This is a genomic window from Lactobacillus xylocopicola, assembly GCF_033096005.1.
Taxonomy (GTDB): domain Bacteria; phylum Bacillota; class Bacilli; order Lactobacillales; family Lactobacillaceae; genus Lactobacillus; species Lactobacillus xylocopicola.
The window spans coordinates 621,129-639,838 of record NZ_AP026803.1 but is presented as its reverse complement, the minus strand read 5'-3'; the positions used below and the strand labels follow the sequence as shown (position 1 = coordinate 639,838).

Below are 18,710 nucleotides of genomic sequence, written 5' to 3'. Positions count from 1 at the left end.
TCTATTTGTTATTCTTCCAACTTTCTCTCAATTTTTTCTTTTCGAGTTTATCAACTCGTCTTCGTCCCCTTTGATGCTTGTTCCTGTTATGTTTTGACTGATGGGTCCTATGTTCCTTAATTTTCTTATTCTCTTTATATCTTCCCGAATTTTTGGAAAAGTATTGCGCAGCTGTTCTATAAGCAGCAGAACCAGCTTTTAAAGCTACTAACCCAACAAGTATAGTACCACCTACAGTTAACACAACTGGAGCGAATCCTGAGCCTGTAGCAAGTGCTAATGCCGGAGCTGCTGCTCCAACCGCTCCGGCACCTGAAGCACCCGTTTTGGTGGCTTTTTTATTACGTTTGTTTTTCTTGACAGTTTTCACTTTAGAAACTCTGCCACCCTGCTTTAAGGCCTTATCAATCTCTTCCTTACTGGCATATACACTACCTTTGATTTATTCAGTTTGCGTTCAACTCTTTTATAGTCATCTTAAAGCCATTAATCTTAACTGTTTGACTTTTGCTAGTCGCCGAAGCATTCGAAACAGGTACTGCTGCTGGCGCCACCGCAGATCCTAATAAGCTAACACAGACTAATGCAAGTCCAAATTTCTTAATCTGTACTTTTGTAATTGCTTTAACAAATAATTCATTAACGATATTATCACAACTATAGATTATATAAAAATCACCATTTACTTATTATATAATAAACATAACCTGTAACCTAAAAAACAGCTTTGACTATCAGTAACCAGCAGTTTTCAAATCTGATTTTCGATAATGCGAACTCAGTTTTCCAATTTTTCTAAAAACTTGAAGATAGATCAATATTGTGGGCTCTTAAAATAAAATTACCTGCTTTTCAGGTAGTTAAGCTATGCTTAACCAATCTACCTACAGATTTTTTAACCACAGTATTTCTAAATTGGTTACTAAACCGATTTTATTATTTGCTCGCCTAAATATCTATCAAACTATCACTTTTATTAATGTATAATTGATTTTGAGGTGATTAAAATTGAACAATGATGAATACGAAACAACCATCAAAATTTTTTTCATTACTTTAAGTAGTAATGAAGATAACCAAAAAGAATTTTCAACTTTTTTAAGGAATAATAATAGCGTGCTAACAAGTCACCCCGCTTTTATGTACAGTAAGGAAAAGCAGGGTCTTGATTCTACATACACTAATTTAGAACAATTTTTTCACAAAAAAGATGCAGGAGATAACTTAAACAGTCCATTTACTGAAAAAATGAATTTTATTAAAAATAATTATCAAGACTTATTTTACGGATTAGAAATGTACACTGATCTAATCCGTTCGAATAATTATATCGACAGGATTAACTATCTTGATGGTAGAAAAGTAGAACTGTTTACGCAACAAAAAGAATTAGAAGAAAAACAAACTTCATTATCTGATGATATCAGTAATCAAGAGAATAAAATTTACGGTCAAAAAATCATAATTGCAGATCAACAACATGATTTACAAAAAATCACCAGTAAAATAAATAGCATCTATACTGAATTCATTACAATTCTAGGTATTTTCACGGCTATCACATTTGTTATCTTTGGTGGGATGAATTTACTTACTGATTTATTCAAAAATATCGGTAGTACACCAACTTCATTAGGACAAACTTTAATTCTTGCCGCCGTATTTGGATTAATGATGTGGGGCATTATTGAACTATTGTTTTACTGGATTATAAAAATTAAAGGAGTAACAGATAGCACGAAAGACAAGCACAAACATTGGTTTAATTGGATTGCCTTGGTTATTTTAGCAACAATATTAATTTTGGGAGTATTGTTGTTTACCCATGTACTAAAATAGCGGGATATTTTAAAAAAGTGGGCAGTGCTAAAACAGACTATGATTACCACTTTGGCCTTTTTTGTTAAATAGAAATCCTAGTAAATACTATTTTGCATTCTAAGTCTTTTAATTTATTTATGCATAAACTAGGCCTACTGGTCTAGGATAGCCGTTGAACATGATGGCACACCTATATTGTTATGTGGCTCCTTTTCAACTAAAAAGTTTTACGTTTATACCTTCAAGGACAACCAAGTTAAGCGTAAAGTCAAACGGCTAGAAGATATTATATAAATCAGAATACAGTCGTAAAGTGCGACTGCTTTTTTATGCTTACAAATGCTAACTTTTACTATGGTTAGTATGCAGCGTACCTAAAACAGGAACGCAGCTTATAAAGACTGGTATAGAGGGAATAGTAGACAGCATCCCTCACAATAATAAATTCCGTGAGTGCACCCTTTATGAATTTTTTTGTGTGCACTTTGCGCACATCTTTTAATTGCATTAATCCTTATACAACGGTCTTTGTAGCTATTATCTTTACACCCTAATTGCTGGAAAATGCTTGCTTTTTTATTCAATGACCATAGCATTACCACTACCAGGGATGCTGAGGCACCGATTCAGTGCTGCAGCTATAATTTATAAGCCCCCTCCTATTTTCGCTACAGAGGAGACGCTACAGTGTCGTTTCCTTGCGTGATACACCAATTTTTCAAACTTTTTTATAGGGGGGTATAAAAATAGTAAACCTTGCTATAACAAGCTTAACCGCAGTTGCTTACCTACTGAAATACCTAAAGGATTACGAAAAAACTCATGGTCTGCTATATTCACTAAAAAAGCCACCCAAAGGGTGACTTTCTAACTTATATTGTATGAATAAATTAATTAGCTATTTTTGCTTAAGATATTGTTCGTAAAGGTAATTATCTTTACTAATAATGTCTAATCCTATTATTTTACTGATTTCTATTGGCACATTTTGGTTAATTTCTATTTCAGAGTTTTCCCAATCATTATAATAACTAACCTGATCTAAAGTAATTGTGCTATTATCAATACTTAATACTCTTCCACCTCTTGAAATTTCGTGATCAGTTTCATTAAGCATAATTATTTTTTTATGAAGATAACAATATTCTAGTATACTCAAAATGGATTTTTTAGGCACAGATTTATATTGCTGTCCTAAAGAAAAAATGTCATAAGTTCCTTTTTCTTTTTGTAAATGAACATAACTTTCATATATTCCCGTGTAACTGGTATGGGATAGTATCTCGTCAACGTCTGATTTCGCATACAATGAAAAGCCATCTAACGCGCCGTAATCATCGATTGTTTCAAATATATAATATTCATCCAGCTCGTCTATCAAATAACCAAGCAAAAAACTATCACTATCACGATACTTAGAATAAACTTCTAACAAGTTATTGCTACCTATATACTCATCTAGTCTTAAAATTTTTTCAATTTTTACTTGTTTATTTTCCATTTTTTCCCTCTACCATGTTTTCCTCCGCCTTTTTTCTTTTCATAGCCACCGGATCCTTTTCCAGTATGTTTGTCATGGGTACTACGCCTTGCATGCGACTTATGAGGTTTAGCGTTATTAAACTTATCCTTAATTTTGCTGTACAAACGGGTTCCTGTAGCTATGGCTGCACCTCCTACAAGAATGATACCCCCCGTAATAAGTACTGCTGTTCCCACTTCCGGAATTGCAGCAAGCGCCAGTACAGGAGCTGCTACTCCGGCACCTGAAGCACTTGCTTTAGGAGCTTTTTTACTACCTTTAATTTTCTTGACAGTTTTCACTTTAGAAACTCTGCCACCTTGCTTTAAGGCTTTATCAATTTCTTCATTACTGGCATAATATACTACCTTGGCTTTATTCAGTCTGCGTTCAAACTCTTTTATAGTCATCTTAACGCCATTAATCTTAACTGTTTGACTTTTGCTAGTCGCTGAAACAGTCGAAACAGGTGCTGTTGCTGGTGCCGCAGATGCTAATAAGCTAGCACAGACTAATGCAAACCCAAATTTCTTAATATTTACTTTCATAGTGTTACTCCTAACAAATATTTTGTAAATATATTATCACAAGTATCTATCATATAATAATCATAAATATCTTATTATATAATGGTGCCTTCTCTTTTAAAAACTGAATTCAAAACATTTTAAGATAGGGGGGCTGTGGATAATTATTTATAACTGTATAGGGTGTAGTTACAACTACAGCCTCCTGAATAGATGCTCTGGTATCCCGTTATCGTTTAATTGTATAGGGAGTACGCACACGAACCTCTACCTATTAATCTAAAGGGGGCTTTGAATTACCGACCCCTTATCATAAAAACATGACGCCACAATTCAGGGCCCTCTTATATAGCTACAACTACTTATTAAATATCTCTAAGTGGCTCAGACCCACTTAGAAAATCCGTTATGGTTGTGACCCATTTCGGAATAAATTTATTTGTCCACGACCAGCTCACATTTGAGCCCGTTAAGAGTTAATGCTGCCTTCTCAATAACAAATTGTTAGTGAGATTATGCCGTGGCCAAGAGGATTGCAGCCCCATTATTCCGTATTGATTACTAACGTAAAAACAAGTCAATCTAATTGACCTGTTATGCCCAATTAGGTCAAAAACCACAATTGGATTCTGATATTCTTCAAACAAAAACAGATCGTTCAGAACGACCTGTTTAGCCCGGCGCAAAATTGAGCCCGGTACACTATAGGAGAATCCATAATTGCTTTCTCCTAAAATTCATATAACTATCTATTCTAATTGGTTCATCCCTACCAAAGAGGAGAACGTTTCGTTCGCCGTCATTCATACTGTGGCCAAAGGGAGGTCCATTTTGGACACCCCTTAATGTACCAACGCATAATTGCGTTCGTTAATACTTATTACAGCAAAAAGAGAGCTCAATTTTGCGCCTTCCTACAAACTCGAGGACAACTCAATATTGAGGGCTGCTAAATAAAATTACATGTTTTCTTAGGTAGTTAGATTATTAGGGATGCATAATTTATTATTCCCCGTTTTTGGGGAATACCTATTTGGCTTAATAGATGTACCTACAGATTATATTTTAACCAAACCATTTTTGGATTGGTTGCCATAATCGTTGAATACTTACGCATCAAAAAAGGGTGCACATCATTTAAAAAGTGTGCAGTAGCAAAAAGGCTGTAGATCAATACTTTAGCCTGTTTTTTGTTAAATAAATACCCTAGTAAATGCTAGTATTTGCTAGGATACAACCGTAGTTATAACTACACTTGTTTTAAATCGTTCAGACCTATTTAGAATCTGAAAAAACCTGAACATTTTCCTTAAGGGAGTCGTAAAACACGACACCCCACTTTTGGGTGCTCCTAAAGACAAAACTCAATTCTGAGTTATGATTAATCAAAACGCAATTTTACGCTATGACCTATCAACGACCCCACTTTTGGGGTGGTTAGATCGTGGGCGTTCTTAACGACCTCAAACCATATAACCTGAGGTCGTAAAATGCGACCTCTATTTTACTAACTTAATATATGGTTCTAATCCTATCTCTTTCTGGTATGCAGCAAAGTTTTCCATGAATTCATCTAAGGCTATCTGCTTTAGCTCCCAATACCTAGATTGGCCATAGCCTATTTCTTTCATGACCGTTTTATTTAATTGATCCAACAGGTAAACACCAGTAAGTATCTTCCTAGACTTAATAGAGCATGCCTGAATAGCCTTACCAACGCACCAGGTAACATTTTCAGCAAATGCTATATTTTCAGTAGTACGTTCCACATTAACCGTGGTTAAGTGGTCGACCTTATCAGCCAATAAATCTGTCTTGCGTCTTCCGGAACGAATAGCAAATATACCTAAATCATGTTTAAGAAATACTCTTACTGTTTCCACTTATGCCCTCCTAATATGGCTTATTTCAGCCCTCTAAGCGTTTTGATTTATTTATACATAAACTTACATAAACTATGCCTAAAAGGCAAAGACAACGCTAGAATATGCTAATGTACCTGGTACAAATCAAATAAAAATCAACTATATAGGGATGCGCTAAGTTATCTGTGCATCCCTTTTTGGTATGTTCGGGGGACGCCTATATTCTTGAACGTAAAATTTTGCACCGATTTAGCTATTTTAAGCAAAAAAAGAAAGCCCGGAATGGACTTTCTGAGGTAATTAAACTATAAACTATTAAAGCTACGAACACCTGGTATTATAACACTTTTTAGTAGTTAACTTTACCAATTTTAGGATATTTTGATTAATCCACCACTGCCAAAAATTTTGCACCGAATTTTGCACCGAATGGGCTAATTTCAGTTAATTTCAGAAAATCAGAAAAAATAAAAATGCCTTAGTATCAACGTTTGAAGCTAGTTGAAACTAAGACAAATCACAAAAATTGGGATATCCGGGCTCGAACCGAAACATGCAGGAACCAGAAACCTGTGCCTTACCATTTGGCTATATCCCAGTGTTAAAAATCACCCGTACGAGAATTGAACTCGTAACTCCACCTTGAGAGGGTGGCGTCTTAACCATTTGACCAACGGGCAAAATCAACAGTAATTATTATGCTAGACTACATCATGATTGTCAAGCAATTTCTTCCAAATGAAAGTTATACTGTCTGCTCTCCACTAACTGCTTTGGCAAAGAGTATTATAGCATGCTAGCTATTTTAAACGCAATACTAATGGCTGCTCTGCTTACCACTTATGCCTGCAAATCAACCGATTATCCGTAAGCAATTGCCAGGACTTGGCAGTTTTTGTTATCTTAGGCTTCAAGAAAGGAAGTTACCATATGCTAGTAAACCAAACAGCAATTGCTGATCTAAAGGAGCTTTTTATTACTGTCAACACGCCCCAGATTGATGCGGATAGCACCAACCTGCGCAATAACCTGGATCGGTTCTTGAATGACCAAGCCATTACCGGTTACCGCGCAGGTCGTAAAAAAATTATTCCCTATTATGAAATCATCTCAATTCATACTGAAAACAAGGCAGTTGTTTGCGAAACCATAGATGGACTCTACCAGCTCAAAAAAAGACTTTATGAAATCAGAGAACTTTTACCCTACCGCCTATTTGTCCAAATTTCTAGTTCTGAAATCCTAAATTTTAGTTGCATTCAGGAATTTGCTCTTACCCGTAACGGAATCTACCAAGTCATCCTCAAAAATGGCAAAACAACCTATACCTCGCGTCGCTACATGCAAGTAATCAACAAGGAGTACCTACCATGAAAAATATCAAAGCCATTATTATCCGCGTTCTTATTAGTGCCCCAATCGGTGTGACAATCGGATTGTTACTAGCAATTAGCTATTCTTTTGCAGTCCATTCAACCCAATTTTGGCCTTCCACCCCCCAGTTTGTCAGTCAATTTGCCAATCCCGTGCAGGCAACGCTAGCAGCCATGAGCTTATGGGCATTAATCGGAGCAATTTACGGCGGCAGTAGCACTTGTTTTGATCAAGAAAAATGGAGTATCAATAAGCAGACCCTCACTCACTTCTTAATTACTTATATCTTACAGATGCCAATTTTTGTGCTTGCTGGATGGATGCCTGGCAATTTTCCAACGCTTATCGGCTTCACTCTAGGTTACAGCATTATTTACGTAAGCATCGGAATCACTTCAAAAGTTTTTGCCCGTAAGACAATCGACCAGTTAAATAAAAAAATCTCTAAATAATTGCTTTAAACGATTAAATGCGCTAAGTTACAGACTAACTAGCGCATTTTTTAAAAACCACTTTTATCGTTAAAAGCTCTATTATGCCGTAAATCCGTATAATTCTGCGCTAATTAGTTATAATATACAGTAACGGAACAAATTATATTAAGGATATTTTATGATTGATTATTCAAGCACCCAAAACTTAATTGAGTCTCTGGTCACCGAACGTATCGTGCCTGGCGTGAATTACGCCTTTATCAACAATCAGCAGCTTTTCACTTCCACGGTTGGCTTTGCCAGCACCTATCCCAACGTGACCCAACTCAGTCCTTTTGCCGAATATGATTTAGCCAGTCTAACCAAAGTTCTGGTTACGGAAAATATTTTGCTCAAACTCTACCAGGAAGATCGGCTCAACTTTACTGAACCGCTTCATGATTTTATCCCCGAATTCAAAGACGAAAGAGTTCGCCTCTTTCATCTAATGACTCATACTTCCGGTATTCGCGGCTGGATCGACCATCGTGACCAATTAACCCACGACGAGTTGCTTAATGCGATCATTCACCTACCGGTAACAGAAGAATTTGAACAGCGCGTCCGCTACGCCGACACCAACTTTATTTTGCTGGGTCTGGTTATCAAGGCCATTTATGGTCAGCCTGTGCAAAAAGTCGGTATGCAAGAGATTATCAAGCCAATGGGACTTAAAAACACTACTTTTACCCCTGAAAAAACCGACTGTGTGCCCACAGTCATGTTTCAAAACAGTAGCCTGCAAGGTGTTCCGCATGACCCCAAGGCGCGGCAACTAGGTAGTGATTGTGGTTCTGCTGGTCTCTTTGCTTCCATGAATGATCTGATTACAATTTCTAAGGGATACCTGGGACTGGACGACCAGATTCTGCCTTTCAGCCAAGAGGTGGTCAGCCTATTGTTTGACAATAAAAATCCAACCGGTCTTCGGCCGCGCTCTTGGGGGTGGGACCTGTGCTTTGATCCCGAGCTGCACTATCCCCTAATTCTACACACCGGATATACAGGCATCCTACTCTTATTAGACCGTGTCAAAAAGACAGGACTAATTTTATTAACCAACCGGGTCCACCCCACCGGCCACAACCAGATTTTTTTAGCGGTTCGCGAAAAAATCATCCAAAGCTTCATTACAGAAAATAAGCACTAAAAAAGCAGCTTCAGCTGAAGCTGCTTTTTAACATTTCTTACTGCCAGGCATAAAGTGGTAAACCAAATCAACTACGGCTTGGGCTAGCATCCCACCAGCCATCCAGTACATTCCCATCATCATATTGCCCGTAAAAGTATAGTAAGCGGTAATCGCATAAACAATTACCCATAAAACTTTGAGATAAATATTATCACACATCATTGCTAAAACCTCCTTTGAGATACCCTAATTATACCGGATTCACGGACAAAATCGACCCCCTTGGGCGTTATTTAAATGTCTAAAAAGATTATTCTAGCAACCCGTTGTTATAAATGTTATTGTTGCAAAATGTTTACAATCGTAAGCATTAATAAACTTTTTTAATTTGCTTTAGCTAAAATTATCGATTCACTAACCAATTGTTAGTTATGTAATTTAATCCCATCATCAGTCACACAAAAAGCTGTAAACTATTAAATTTACAGCTCTTTAGATACTTAGATAAAATACAGCCTACTAGTTTGCTATCTACTCATCAACTGATTGGCTTGAGCCGGGAGCTTAGTTCTAGCCATCATTCAGGTCGATATATCAATCTTAGCCAAGCCTATTTTCGGTCCTTTTACTTTGCTTCGTTAATGTTTAACTCAACGACATTCTTGGCGTTGGTCTTGATTACCTTTTGGTAAAAGTAAAAACTATCCTTTGGATATCTTGCCAGGTCTTTTTCCGACTCGTTGTCGCGATTAACGAAAACTAAGCCATAGCGCTTATCCATGCCATCATTAACACTTAATAAATCCAGGAAGGACCAAGGGTTAAAGGATATTACGTTGACCCCATCTCTTATCGCTTCCCGCAATTCAAAAATATGTCCATTCAAGTACTTAATTCGCTTTTGATCATGAACTGCCCCATTATCCAGTTCTTCCCGCTCAGGCCAGCCGCATTCGGTAATGATGATTGGGATGTTAGGATAACGATCATTAACCTTTTGCAATGCAAACCGCAAGCCTACCGGATCGTACGAAAAATCCCATTCAGAGTTCATTAACCGCTTATCCCTTACCTTCTCAACGTTTGAAATTACACCAGCAAGCATTTTGGGATTTTCTTGGTGACTAAGTTTGAAAACCGAAGTTGAATACCAGTTTAGTCCAAGAAAGTTGGCCCGCCCGTTTTGCAATATTTCTTCGTCACCATCGTGAATATCTAAAACTAATTTATTATCTTTTAAGTAGCGCAGGTAATAAGACGGTAATTCACCTCTCAAGGCTACATCCATGTCAATAAAAGAAATCAAATCTTCCATCGACTTGCTCTTTAAGGCATTGGCTGATGTATGGTCATAAGGGAAATTCGTCATATACGAAACTGCTGGCCCAATTTTTGCTTCAGGAAACAGCTCATGGCATAGCGCATAAACCTTTGCTTGTGCCAAGAACATGTTGTAATTGGAATTTTCACCTTTTTGCCGCAACTTGAGCATATTATCATCTTTAATTCCGTTCATCGCTGGTACATTTGCCAGTAAAGATTGCTCATTGATCGTTAACCAGTAATTTACCCGATCACCATACAATTCGAACAGGGTTTTGGCATAGCGATAATAGTCCGTTATTGCTCGGCGGCTAGCCCAGCCGCCATACTGTTCGACTAAGGCTACGGGACAGTCAAAATGAAATAGTGTAACGATGGGCTCAATCTTATTTTTCACTAACAACTTGATTAATTTGTCATAAAAATCAACCCCCTTTTGATTGGGTTTTTCATCATTTCCATGAGGAAAAATACGGGCCCAAGAAATTGAAAAACGGTAACTTTTTAGGCCGAGTTCAGCCATTAACGCAACATCTTCTTCAAGGTGATGATAGTGGTCAACTGAAATTGAAGTATCAAGATATTTACCTTTTTTAGAACGTTGATCCGCCACGGTAATACCCTTACCATCAATTTTGGCGGCACCTTCGACCTGAAAGGCAGAAGTACTCGCCCCCCACAAAAAGTCTTGGGGAAAGTCATCTGCAAGCTGATAATAATTACTCATCCTTATTTATTTTCCTCCTCAAAAGCTTGGTTGTCAGCTACTCTAAAGAAGGGCAGATAAACAACAACCATCAATGCAAAGTTAATCAACCATACAACTGCACCCTGCCAGCCCATAATCATTGCATCAGAAATTAACTTAGGCATTGTCCACGGCATCCCCATGCCCAGGCTCGGATTGTAATTGGTTATAAAACCAACTTTAACTGCCAACAAAGCTACCCCGCCAGAAATAAAGCTGGACAGAATAAATGGGATAAACATCAGTGGATTTAACACAATTGGCATTCCAAAAATAATTGGTTCATTGATATTAAAAATGTTAGGTAAAGCTGATACCTTGAAGAATTCTTTGTACCGCTTTGATTTTCCAAAAAGTAGTGCAATTAACACTAAACTAAGGGTGGCACCTGCGGCATCATTATTTGAAAAGGCAAACACTACTAGATTGCTTAAATAAGGAATCGTTTTACCAGCCTGATATGCAGGCGTACTGCCCACCATCATTGAGATAACAATTGGAATAATCACAGATTGAATTGCCGCTGGATGAATACCAAACGTAAACAATAGATTTGACAAAACCATAATGAGAATTAAGGTAATCGGTGAACCACCAACGTGCAGCAGTGGACTTGTAATTAACTTATTAATAAAGTCAAAGACACTATCAAATGGTGAAAAATCAAAAATCACTCTAACCATAAAAACTGCTATAAAGATAATGATCCCAATAATCAGAGGTTCGAGTGAAGAACTGACCATGCTTGGTACCGAATCTGGTAACTTAATCGTCAATTTCTTATTTCTACTTAATTTCACGTAAAATACGCCAATTAAAACAGAAAGTAAAATTGCAACAATAATCCCTTCACTACCTAGATAAGTAATTTGAAAAGCGTTCACTGGCTTTTTGCCCGGAACAACTTGTGGCATCAAAATAAAAAAACTGGCTAAACTGAATAATCCAGCAATGGCACCATTGGCATTAGCCTTTTGCGCATAGTTATAGGCAATTGAAAAGGCAATAAAAACCGCCAAAATGTTCATCGTACCATTGACAATAGCTGTCATCGAACTGGTCACGCCAATCTTTGCAAACCAATCAGCTACTGGCTTAATCGGAAAACTAGCAAAAATCGAGAAAATTGAGGCGCCAATTGTGACTGGCAGCGTCATTACCATTCCAGCCGAAATGCTTTGCAGGACCTTGTTTTGCCCTAATTTGTTTGAAAATGGGACTAGGTATTTTTCTAGCCATTTTTGGAATTTTTTCACTTTCGTTTCTCCTTAATACTTTTATTCGCTTTCATTTTCAAATAAAGTATATTAGTCAGATCCCAAGATAACCATATTCAAAAAGCAGACAAATTATATTCATTTCCCAGTTTTCTTTTAAGCAACTACCGCAAAATCGGGCTGACAAATAAGTTGTCAGTCCGCTTAATCGTTTTGTTGACGATATTGCGCCGGCGATATTCCAACATATTTTTTGAAGATCTTATAAAAGTAAGAGGGATTCTCATAACCAACGCGATTGGCTATTCGCTCAATTGGCGCTGTAGTATAGGTCAGATATTCAGCCGCAACATTGATGCGCTGCAAGTGCACCAACTGAATAAAGGTCTTGCCCGTGTGCTTTTTAAGATAATCTGATAAGTAATTCGGGTTGAAGCCAAAATGGGTAGCCATTTTTTGTAGGGTAATATTACTGTAGTGTTTTTCAATATACAACAATAGTGATAATAAATTGTTATGCTTTTTTTGATAATCTTTTACTTTAATTTCTGCCTTAGCAGCTTGGCGAATTAAGCGCGAAAAAAGTGTCAGCATCTCGAGCCGAATCAGTTGATCGGATTGCACATCAGGATGGTAGTACTCTGCTATCAGATCATAAACTAGCTGTCTGATTTTAGCATCATGGTTAATCTCAAATAAGCTGTAACGCCCCTCCCCATATTCTTCATCTGACAACAGAGAAAAGAGTATGTTAGAAATATTGGAACCTTTTTCTTTGCGATTTAAATAGTCGAGTTCATTTAACGAAAATGCTGAACTTCTTAGGGCAATGTTGACCACAACACTATTTTTGTCAATTGGCTGAACCTTATGAATCGTCCTATTACCCATGAAGATTAAGTCATCCTTTTTAACCGTGACTTCCGAATGTTCTAAAACCACTGTGCAATCTTTTACCAATGGAATCATAATTTCTACATAATCATGTGTGTGAAAAGGTATGAAAGATTCAGTGGGTTGAACCGCAATTGAGATCGAACTACTATTAAGAATTAAGTGGTCAGAATACGTGTCAAAGAAGCGGTAGACCGGTTCATCGCCAATTCTGCCTACCTGTTCAGTCAGATTACCATTCTTTTCAACCGCTGCTAACACGTCTGCCCAGTCTTTGGGAGAATTGTTTTTTCGCAGTAATCGTAAAATTTGCTCTTTCAACTGTTCTTGCCGCCTTCCTTAGTCTCTAATAATTTACATCAATATTTACCCTGCAGTAACTTCATTGTATAAAAAACTGTGAAATCAACACAACTTATATGTCTTTTAGCAATAGCAAGAATGGGGGTACTAGCATAAAATAAAGCTAAACTTTAATTTATATTTATATCAGATGGAGGAAAAATATGACAGATCTATCTAGGAAGCCGTACAACTTATCTGCTTCTCAAATCGACTTTGTTAATAGAAAAGTCGCGGGTATGTCAACTAATGAAAAAATTGGTCAACTCTTCTTTGTCATTGGGCAAGTTGGGGAAAGCAATGAATTGCAAAAATTTGTTAAAACTTATCAACCGGGCGGCATTATGTATCGTCCAGATGACGCCCAAAAACTGCAACATGCCATCATGACTTCACAAAAGTCTAGTACCACCCCACTTTTTATCGCAGCCAATTTAGAAGCCGGCGGTAATGGCTTAGTTAATGGCGGTACCTGGTTTGGCCGGCCCTTACAAGTTGCTGCCACCGCTAATACGGAAAATGCTTATAATCTCGGTGAAGTCTCTGGTTATGAAGCAAAGCAAGTTGGTTGCAATATGTCCTTTGCGCCAATTGTTGATCTTGATCAAAACTTCCACAATCCAATCATGAATGTCCGGACCTTTGGTAGTGACCAAGAGCAGGTCAGCAGCATGGCAGACGCTCAGATTGCCGGTCTTAAGGCCAATCAGATAATTCCGGTAGCCAAGCATTTTCCGGGGGACGGAGTAGATGAACGCGACCAACATCTAGTAAGTTCAATCAACTCACTTTCGACCACTGCATGGCTGGAATCATACGGGCAAATCTACCGTCATCTAATTGAAAACGGCCTTCCCAGCATTATGATTGGGCACATTATGCAACCAGCATGGGAACGCAAATTGCAAGCCGGGATCAGCGACCAAGACTTACGCCCCGCTTCTACTTCTAAACTCTTAATTGATGGTCTACTTCGGCAAACTTTAAACTTCAACGGCTTGGCCATTACTGATGCTACGCCAATGATTGGTTATAATGCCATCTTGCCTCGCGCAAAGGCCCTGCCCGCAACCATCAATGCTGGAATAGATATGATTCTTTTTAATAAGGACATTGACGAAGATTATCAATATATTACTGATGCTGTTGAACGCGGCATCATCACAATGAAGCGCGTTGACGAAGCCGTAACTAGAATTATTGCCACTAAAGTTGCGCAAGGAGTTATGGATACTAACAACCAACTTTGTGAGCCGGCAAAAAACAGAATTGACTTACAACTAACTAAACACCAGGAACTTGCTGCTAAAGTGGCTAAAGAAGCCGTAACTTTGGTAAAGGACCGAGACCAACTCCTACCCCTTACGCCCCAAAAATATCCCCGGGTCCGTTTGGTTGTTTTAGGTGACACGGACGATGGTGGCTTTAAGGAAGGCGGTCAGGTAACAGCTAAATTTAAGCAAAAACTTGCAGAAAAAGGTTTTCTAGTCACTGTTTTTGAGCAAAAAAACTTAGACTTCAAGGAAGTTTTTGCTGGCGGAATTCGATATGAGCAAGACCGCTTCGATTTAGCTCTCTATGTTGCCAACGTGGAGACCGCTAGCAACCAAACTACCACTAGACTGAACTGGGTGCACTTGATGGCTGCGGATGCACCTTGGTTTATGAGGGATATTCCCACCGTTTTTGTTTCAACTTGCAACCCATATCACTTGTTTGATGTCCCAATGGTTTCGACTTATATCAATGCCTACACCGGAAATGATGTAACCATCGATGCCCTTATTAAAAAGATGATGGGACAAGAAGAATTTGTCGGTAAAAATCCCGTCGATCCTTTCTGCGGCAGCTTTGATACCCATTTGTAGAGGAGACTACAACAATGATTGCAATTAATCAGCTGGCAATTAACCACTTAACCGAGCCCCTAGGCTATCAGTTAGATAATCACCTACATGTCACCTTCGACGTAAGTAGTTCAGAGCCACCACAAGATGCCCAGAAAAAAATCACTGTGACCGCCGATACCGTTGTTTACGAATCTGCTTGGGAAAAATATAGCAACAATTTTTTTGATTTTGAAATTAACCTAATTCCGCGCACGCGCTACGCAGTGACTGTTTCAATCAAAAATGCAGCTACTGAAAGAAGTAAGACCAGTTTTTTTGAAACGGGCAAAATGGACGAACCCTTTACCGCAAGCTGGATCGGTAATCCTGATCATCACCTGCAAAACACCCTTCTTAAAAAAGAATTCCGCTTGCATAAAAAAATAGCCCAGGCACGACTTTACATGACTGGCTTAGGAGTCTATGAAACTTACTTAAACAGCAAGAAAATCAGTGCAGAAGTACTGGCTCCTGGCATTACGGCCTATGATCAGTTAACGCAAGTCCAAACCTACGATGTAACCAACTTTCTGCACCCAGCTACCAACCAAGAACTGTTAATTTCCTTGGGTGATGGCTGGTATAAAGGCAATTTCGGTTTTGAGGGCGGCCAGGAAAATATTTATGGTAACCGTCAAATGGCACTAGCTGAACTTCATCTTCACTACACTGATGGTTCAGAAGAAATCATCGTAAGCGATAATTCTTGGTTAACCACCGCTGGAAAAATTACTCATTCAGCAATATATTATGGCGAAGATTACGACGATTCTAGCGAACCTGCTAATTGGCAACCCGCTATTAAACTTGATTATTCCAAAAGTATTTTGCAGGATCGGCTAAGCTTGCCACTTGAAGTTAAAGAATATCTACCTGTTAAAAAAATTATTTATACCCCTGCAGGCGAAACCGTTTTAGACTTTGGACAAAATCATGCTGGTTGGCCTGAACTGTTCAACCAAGAGCCAACCGGTACAACCATCAAACTACAAGTAGGCGAAATTTTACAAAATGGCAATTTTTACCGGGATAACTTAAGGGCAGCCAGAGCTGCTTTTCATTATACTTCCGGCGGAAAGTCCAAGTGGGTACGGCCCCACTTCACTTACTTTGGCTACCGTTACGTTAAGGTAACTGGTAACACCAAGCCACTAAATAAAAGGGACTTTAGAGCAGCCGTTATTTACTCTGATATGGCAGTAACTGGTAGCATTAAGACTGATAATGAGAAGGTTAACCGCCTCTTACAAAATATCGTCTGGGGACAAAAGAGCAACTTTTTTGATATTCCTACCGACTGTCCCCAACGAGATGAACGGTTAGGCTGGTCTGGCGATGCTGCTGTTTTTGTCGGGACCGCTGTCCTAAATATGGACTGTTATGCTTTCTTTAAAAAATACGCTCAAGATATGAAAATTGAACAGGAGACTCACCAAGGCATGTTGCCCATGTATGCCCCTGCATTTGGCAATGATAGTGGTGGTGCCGCAATTTGGGGTGATGCCGCTACCGTTATTCCGTGGACAGTTTACCAGGCCTATAATGATCCAGCTATTTTACGGCAAAATTATTCAAACATGAAGGCCTGGGTCAATTGGATTAGCCAAGCAAGCTCAACCAGGGACTTGTGGACTGGTTGCTTTCAATTTGGCGACTGGCTCTCCTTAGATGGCGAAAATCCCGCCATTCCAACAGGTAAAACGGATGAAGACTTTATTGCTTCGGTTTACTATTATTATTCTAGTTTGATTGTCGCGCGAGCTGCTAAAGTTCTTGGATTCCAAAATGAGGCCCAACATTATTCTGACCAAGCCCAGAGAGTTAAAGAAGCAATTGCTAATGAATACATCACAACTACTGGCCGGCTGGCTATTGATACCCAGACTGCTTATGCACTTGCCTTACACTTCAACCTCGTTTCAAAAGAACATAAAAATCGTGTTGTCAAGGATCTGGTTAACCGTCTTCGCAAGGACAATAACCACTTAAAGACCGGTTTTGTCGGCACCCCTATAATTTGCCAAGTTCTTTCAGAAAATGGCGAGCACAAGCTAGCCATGCAAATTTTCTTGAACAAAGACTTTCCTAGTTGGCTTTATGCTGTTGATCTTGGCGCAACAACTATTTGGGAACGTTGGAATTCTGTCTTGCCGGACGGTTCAATGAATCCTGAGGGAATGAATTCATTGAACCACTACTCCATAGGAGCCGTTATGCAATGGGTCTACCAGCAAGTTTTGGGGTTAGCCGCCCAAAAGAATGGCTACCAACAAGTAACTTTTGCCCCGCAATTTGACTACCGCCTTAAACACGTCCAGGGACACTATAAAAGCTCATACGGTAACTTAGAAGTCGATTATCGGCTGGAAACAGATAAAAACCACACCATCAAAATAGAATTAAATATCCCCTTTGGCCAGGAAGTGACTGTTAAACTGCCACGTGTTGCTAACACAGTAGTAGTTAATGGGGCTGCCAAAAGCTTGCCCTTAAAACTAGTAAGTGGACGCTACACTATTACTTACCGTCCACATACCAGCTACCTTGAATACTACAATTTAGCTATGTCAGTCAACCAGATAATGGCTGACCAAGAATTAGTGACTAAATTACAAGCAATTAGCGGCGTCTTCACCTTTTTAAAGCGTCCCGAAAACCTAAAGACTTTCGGATCGAACTCATTACTTGAATTAAATGAAACATTGCCGTTTATCAATATTTCTGCTGAAGAATTTGCTGAAATTAAATCAATTATGGCTAAAACACCATTAGCTAGTGAAAGGAAATTTTTACATGAAAGGCGTACTTTTTGATCTTGATGGCGTTATTGCAGATACGTCGGTATACCATTTTCAGGCTTGGCGCAAATTGATCAAGGATCATTTTAACCGCGAATTACCTAATGAACTGGAAAAACAAACCAAGGGAGTGAGTCGCACCGATTCATTAACTGCCATTTTAAATTATTTAAACATTATAGTTACCGAAAAAGAATTTCAAGAAATGACTGAAGAAAAAAATATAGTCTTTCGTGAACTGTTAACTAGTCTCACTCCTGAAAATATCTTACCAGGAATAACGGCTTTGATTGCAGCTTTTCAAGCACATAATGTTAAACTTTCCTTGGCTTCGGCAAGCTTGAATGGGCCCTTCATTCTCACAAAATTACAACTTACCAATGCGTTTGATGCCATCGTTGATCCCGCCCAAGTGGCAGCTGGCAAACCAGCTCCAGATATCTTTCTTGCGGCTGCCAAAGCAATTAACTTAAACACTCGTGATTGTGTTGGGATTGAAGACTCAATTGCAGGCATTAGGGCAATCAATCGTGCCGGGGCCTTCTCTGTTGGAGTTGGCTCTCAGTCAGAACTGGGCCAAGCTGGTTTACTCTTCCCTCAAACTTCTGCTTTGAATTACCAACAAATTGAGCAAGCCTGGGAAAAATTTAGCTAGTATGTTCGCATAAAATCCCAATTAAACAAGAACAAAGTTAGAAAAAACATTTAAAACAAAAAGGTTAAAAAATAGGCTGTTCAGACAGTGATTTTTTAACCTTTTTAAGTTTTTCGATTTTATTTGGTTT

At 38.6% G+C, this 18,710-nt stretch carries 15 protein-coding genes and 2 tRNA genes; 7 read left to right on the top strand and 10 right to left on the bottom strand.

Features of this window, described 5'->3' with window-relative positions:
* Window position 1 precedes the first annotated feature (1 nt).
* Window positions 2–370: a hypothetical protein gene (locus R8389_RS03260; RefSeq protein WP_317638051.1), complete on the bottom strand. Its 369-nt coding sequence runs from the start codon at window positions 368–370 to the stop codon at window positions 2–4.
* Window positions 371–1,008: 638 nt separating this feature from the next.
* Here R8389_RS03260 and R8389_RS03255 point away from each other — a divergent pair.
* Complete coding sequence (locus R8389_RS03255) at window positions 1,009–1,839, top strand: hypothetical protein (RefSeq protein WP_317638050.1); 831 nt, start codon at window positions 1,009–1,011, stop codon at window positions 1,837–1,839.
* A gap of 880 nt (window positions 1,840–2,719) precedes the next feature.
* On the opposite strand, the gene R8389_RS03250 is transcribed toward R8389_RS03255, so the two are convergent.
* The 5 genes from R8389_RS03250 to R8389_RS03230 form a co-directional block, all read right to left on the bottom strand.
* The gene (locus R8389_RS03250) at window positions 2,720–3,322 is read right to left on the bottom strand and encodes a hypothetical protein (protein WP_317638049.1); all 603 of its coding nucleotides are present in this window, start codon (window positions 3,320–3,322) and stop codon (window positions 2,720–2,722) included.
* Entirely contained in the window at window positions 3,304–3,891 is a 588-nt protein-coding gene (locus tag R8389_RS03245; protein ID WP_317638048.1) for a hypothetical protein, read from the bottom strand. Before R8389_RS03245 ends, R8389_RS03250 begins: the two co-directional genes overlap by 19 nt.
* Before the next feature lie 1,478 nt (window positions 3,892–5,369).
* A complete protein-coding gene (locus R8389_RS03240) occupies window positions 5,370–5,753 on the bottom strand; it encodes an ArpU family phage packaging/lysis transcriptional regulator (RefSeq protein WP_317638047.1) in 384 nt (127 codons plus the stop codon).
* Between the two features lie 508 nt (window positions 5,754–6,261).
* Window positions 6,262–6,333, bottom strand: a tRNA-Gln gene (locus R8389_RS03235).
* A gap of 10 nt (window positions 6,334–6,343) precedes the next feature.
* Window positions 6,344–6,415, bottom strand: a tRNA-Glu gene (locus tag R8389_RS03230).
* Window positions 6,416–6,665: 250 nt separating this feature from the next.
* Here R8389_RS03230 and R8389_RS03225 point away from each other — a divergent pair.
* From R8389_RS03225 to R8389_RS03215, 3 genes are all read left to right on the top strand, one after another.
* A complete protein-coding gene (locus R8389_RS03225; RefSeq protein WP_317638046.1) occupies window positions 6,666–7,109 on the top strand; it encodes a LytTR family DNA-binding domain-containing protein in 444 nt (147 codons plus the stop codon).
* On the top strand, window positions 7,106–7,561 hold the full coding sequence (locus R8389_RS03220) for a DUF3021 domain-containing protein (RefSeq protein WP_317638045.1): 456 nt from the start codon (window positions 7,106–7,108) through the stop codon (window positions 7,559–7,561). Before R8389_RS03225 ends, R8389_RS03220 begins: the two co-directional genes overlap by 4 nt.
* 160 nt (window positions 7,562–7,721) lie before the next feature.
* Window positions 7,722–8,732: a serine hydrolase domain-containing protein gene (locus R8389_RS03215; RefSeq protein ID WP_317638044.1), complete on the top strand. Its 1,011-nt coding sequence runs from the start codon at window positions 7,722–7,724 to the stop codon at window positions 8,730–8,732.
* 27 nt (window positions 8,733–8,759) lie between these two features.
* Here the strand turns inward: R8389_RS03215 and R8389_RS03210 are convergent, their stop codons facing one another.
* From R8389_RS03210 to R8389_RS03195, 4 genes are all read right to left on the bottom strand, one after another.
* Window positions 8,760–8,936: a hypothetical protein gene (locus tag R8389_RS03210; RefSeq protein ID WP_317638043.1), complete on the bottom strand. Its 177-nt coding sequence runs from the start codon at window positions 8,934–8,936 to the stop codon at window positions 8,760–8,762.
* A gap of 403 nt (window positions 8,937–9,339) precedes the next feature.
* A complete protein-coding gene (locus tag R8389_RS03205) occupies window positions 9,340–10,764 on the bottom strand; it encodes a glycoside hydrolase family 1 protein (protein ID WP_317638042.1) in 1,425 nt (474 codons plus the stop codon).
* A gap of 2 nt (window positions 10,765–10,766) precedes the next feature.
* Window positions 10,767–12,041, bottom strand: a complete 1,275-nt coding sequence (locus R8389_RS03200; protein WP_317638041.1) for a PTS sugar transporter subunit IIC — start codon at window positions 12,039–12,041, stop codon at window positions 10,767–10,769.
* 165 nt (window positions 12,042–12,206) lie between these two features.
* Window positions 12,207–13,217 (bottom strand): AraC family transcriptional regulator, encoded by a 1,011-nt coding sequence (locus tag R8389_RS03195; RefSeq protein ID WP_317638040.1) that lies wholly within the window; start codon window positions 13,215–13,217, stop codon window positions 12,207–12,209.
* Window positions 13,218–13,402: 185 nt separating this feature from the next.
* Here R8389_RS03195 and R8389_RS03190 point away from each other — a divergent pair, with 185 nt between their 5' ends.
* Genes R8389_RS03190 through pgmB form a run of 3 tightly spaced genes read left to right on the top strand, consistent with a single transcriptional unit; the run spans window position 13,403 to window position 18,580 of the window.
* Window positions 13,403–15,106, top strand: coding sequence for a glycoside hydrolase family 3 protein (locus R8389_RS03190; RefSeq protein ID WP_317638039.1), 1,704 nt, complete (start codon window positions 13,403–13,405; stop codon window positions 15,104–15,106).
* Window positions 15,107–15,120: 14 nt separating this feature from the next.
* Window positions 15,121–17,940: an alpha-L-rhamnosidase gene (locus R8389_RS03185; RefSeq protein ID WP_425604656.1), complete on the top strand. Its 2,820-nt coding sequence runs from the start codon at window positions 15,121–15,123 to the stop codon at window positions 17,938–17,940.
* Window positions 17,921–18,580, top strand: coding sequence for a beta-phosphoglucomutase (gene pgmB, locus R8389_RS03180; RefSeq protein ID WP_317638038.1), 660 nt, complete (start codon window positions 17,921–17,923; stop codon window positions 18,578–18,580). The genes R8389_RS03185 and pgmB overlap by 20 nt, the downstream gene beginning before the upstream one ends.
* Window positions 18,581–18,710 lie beyond the last annotated feature (130 nt).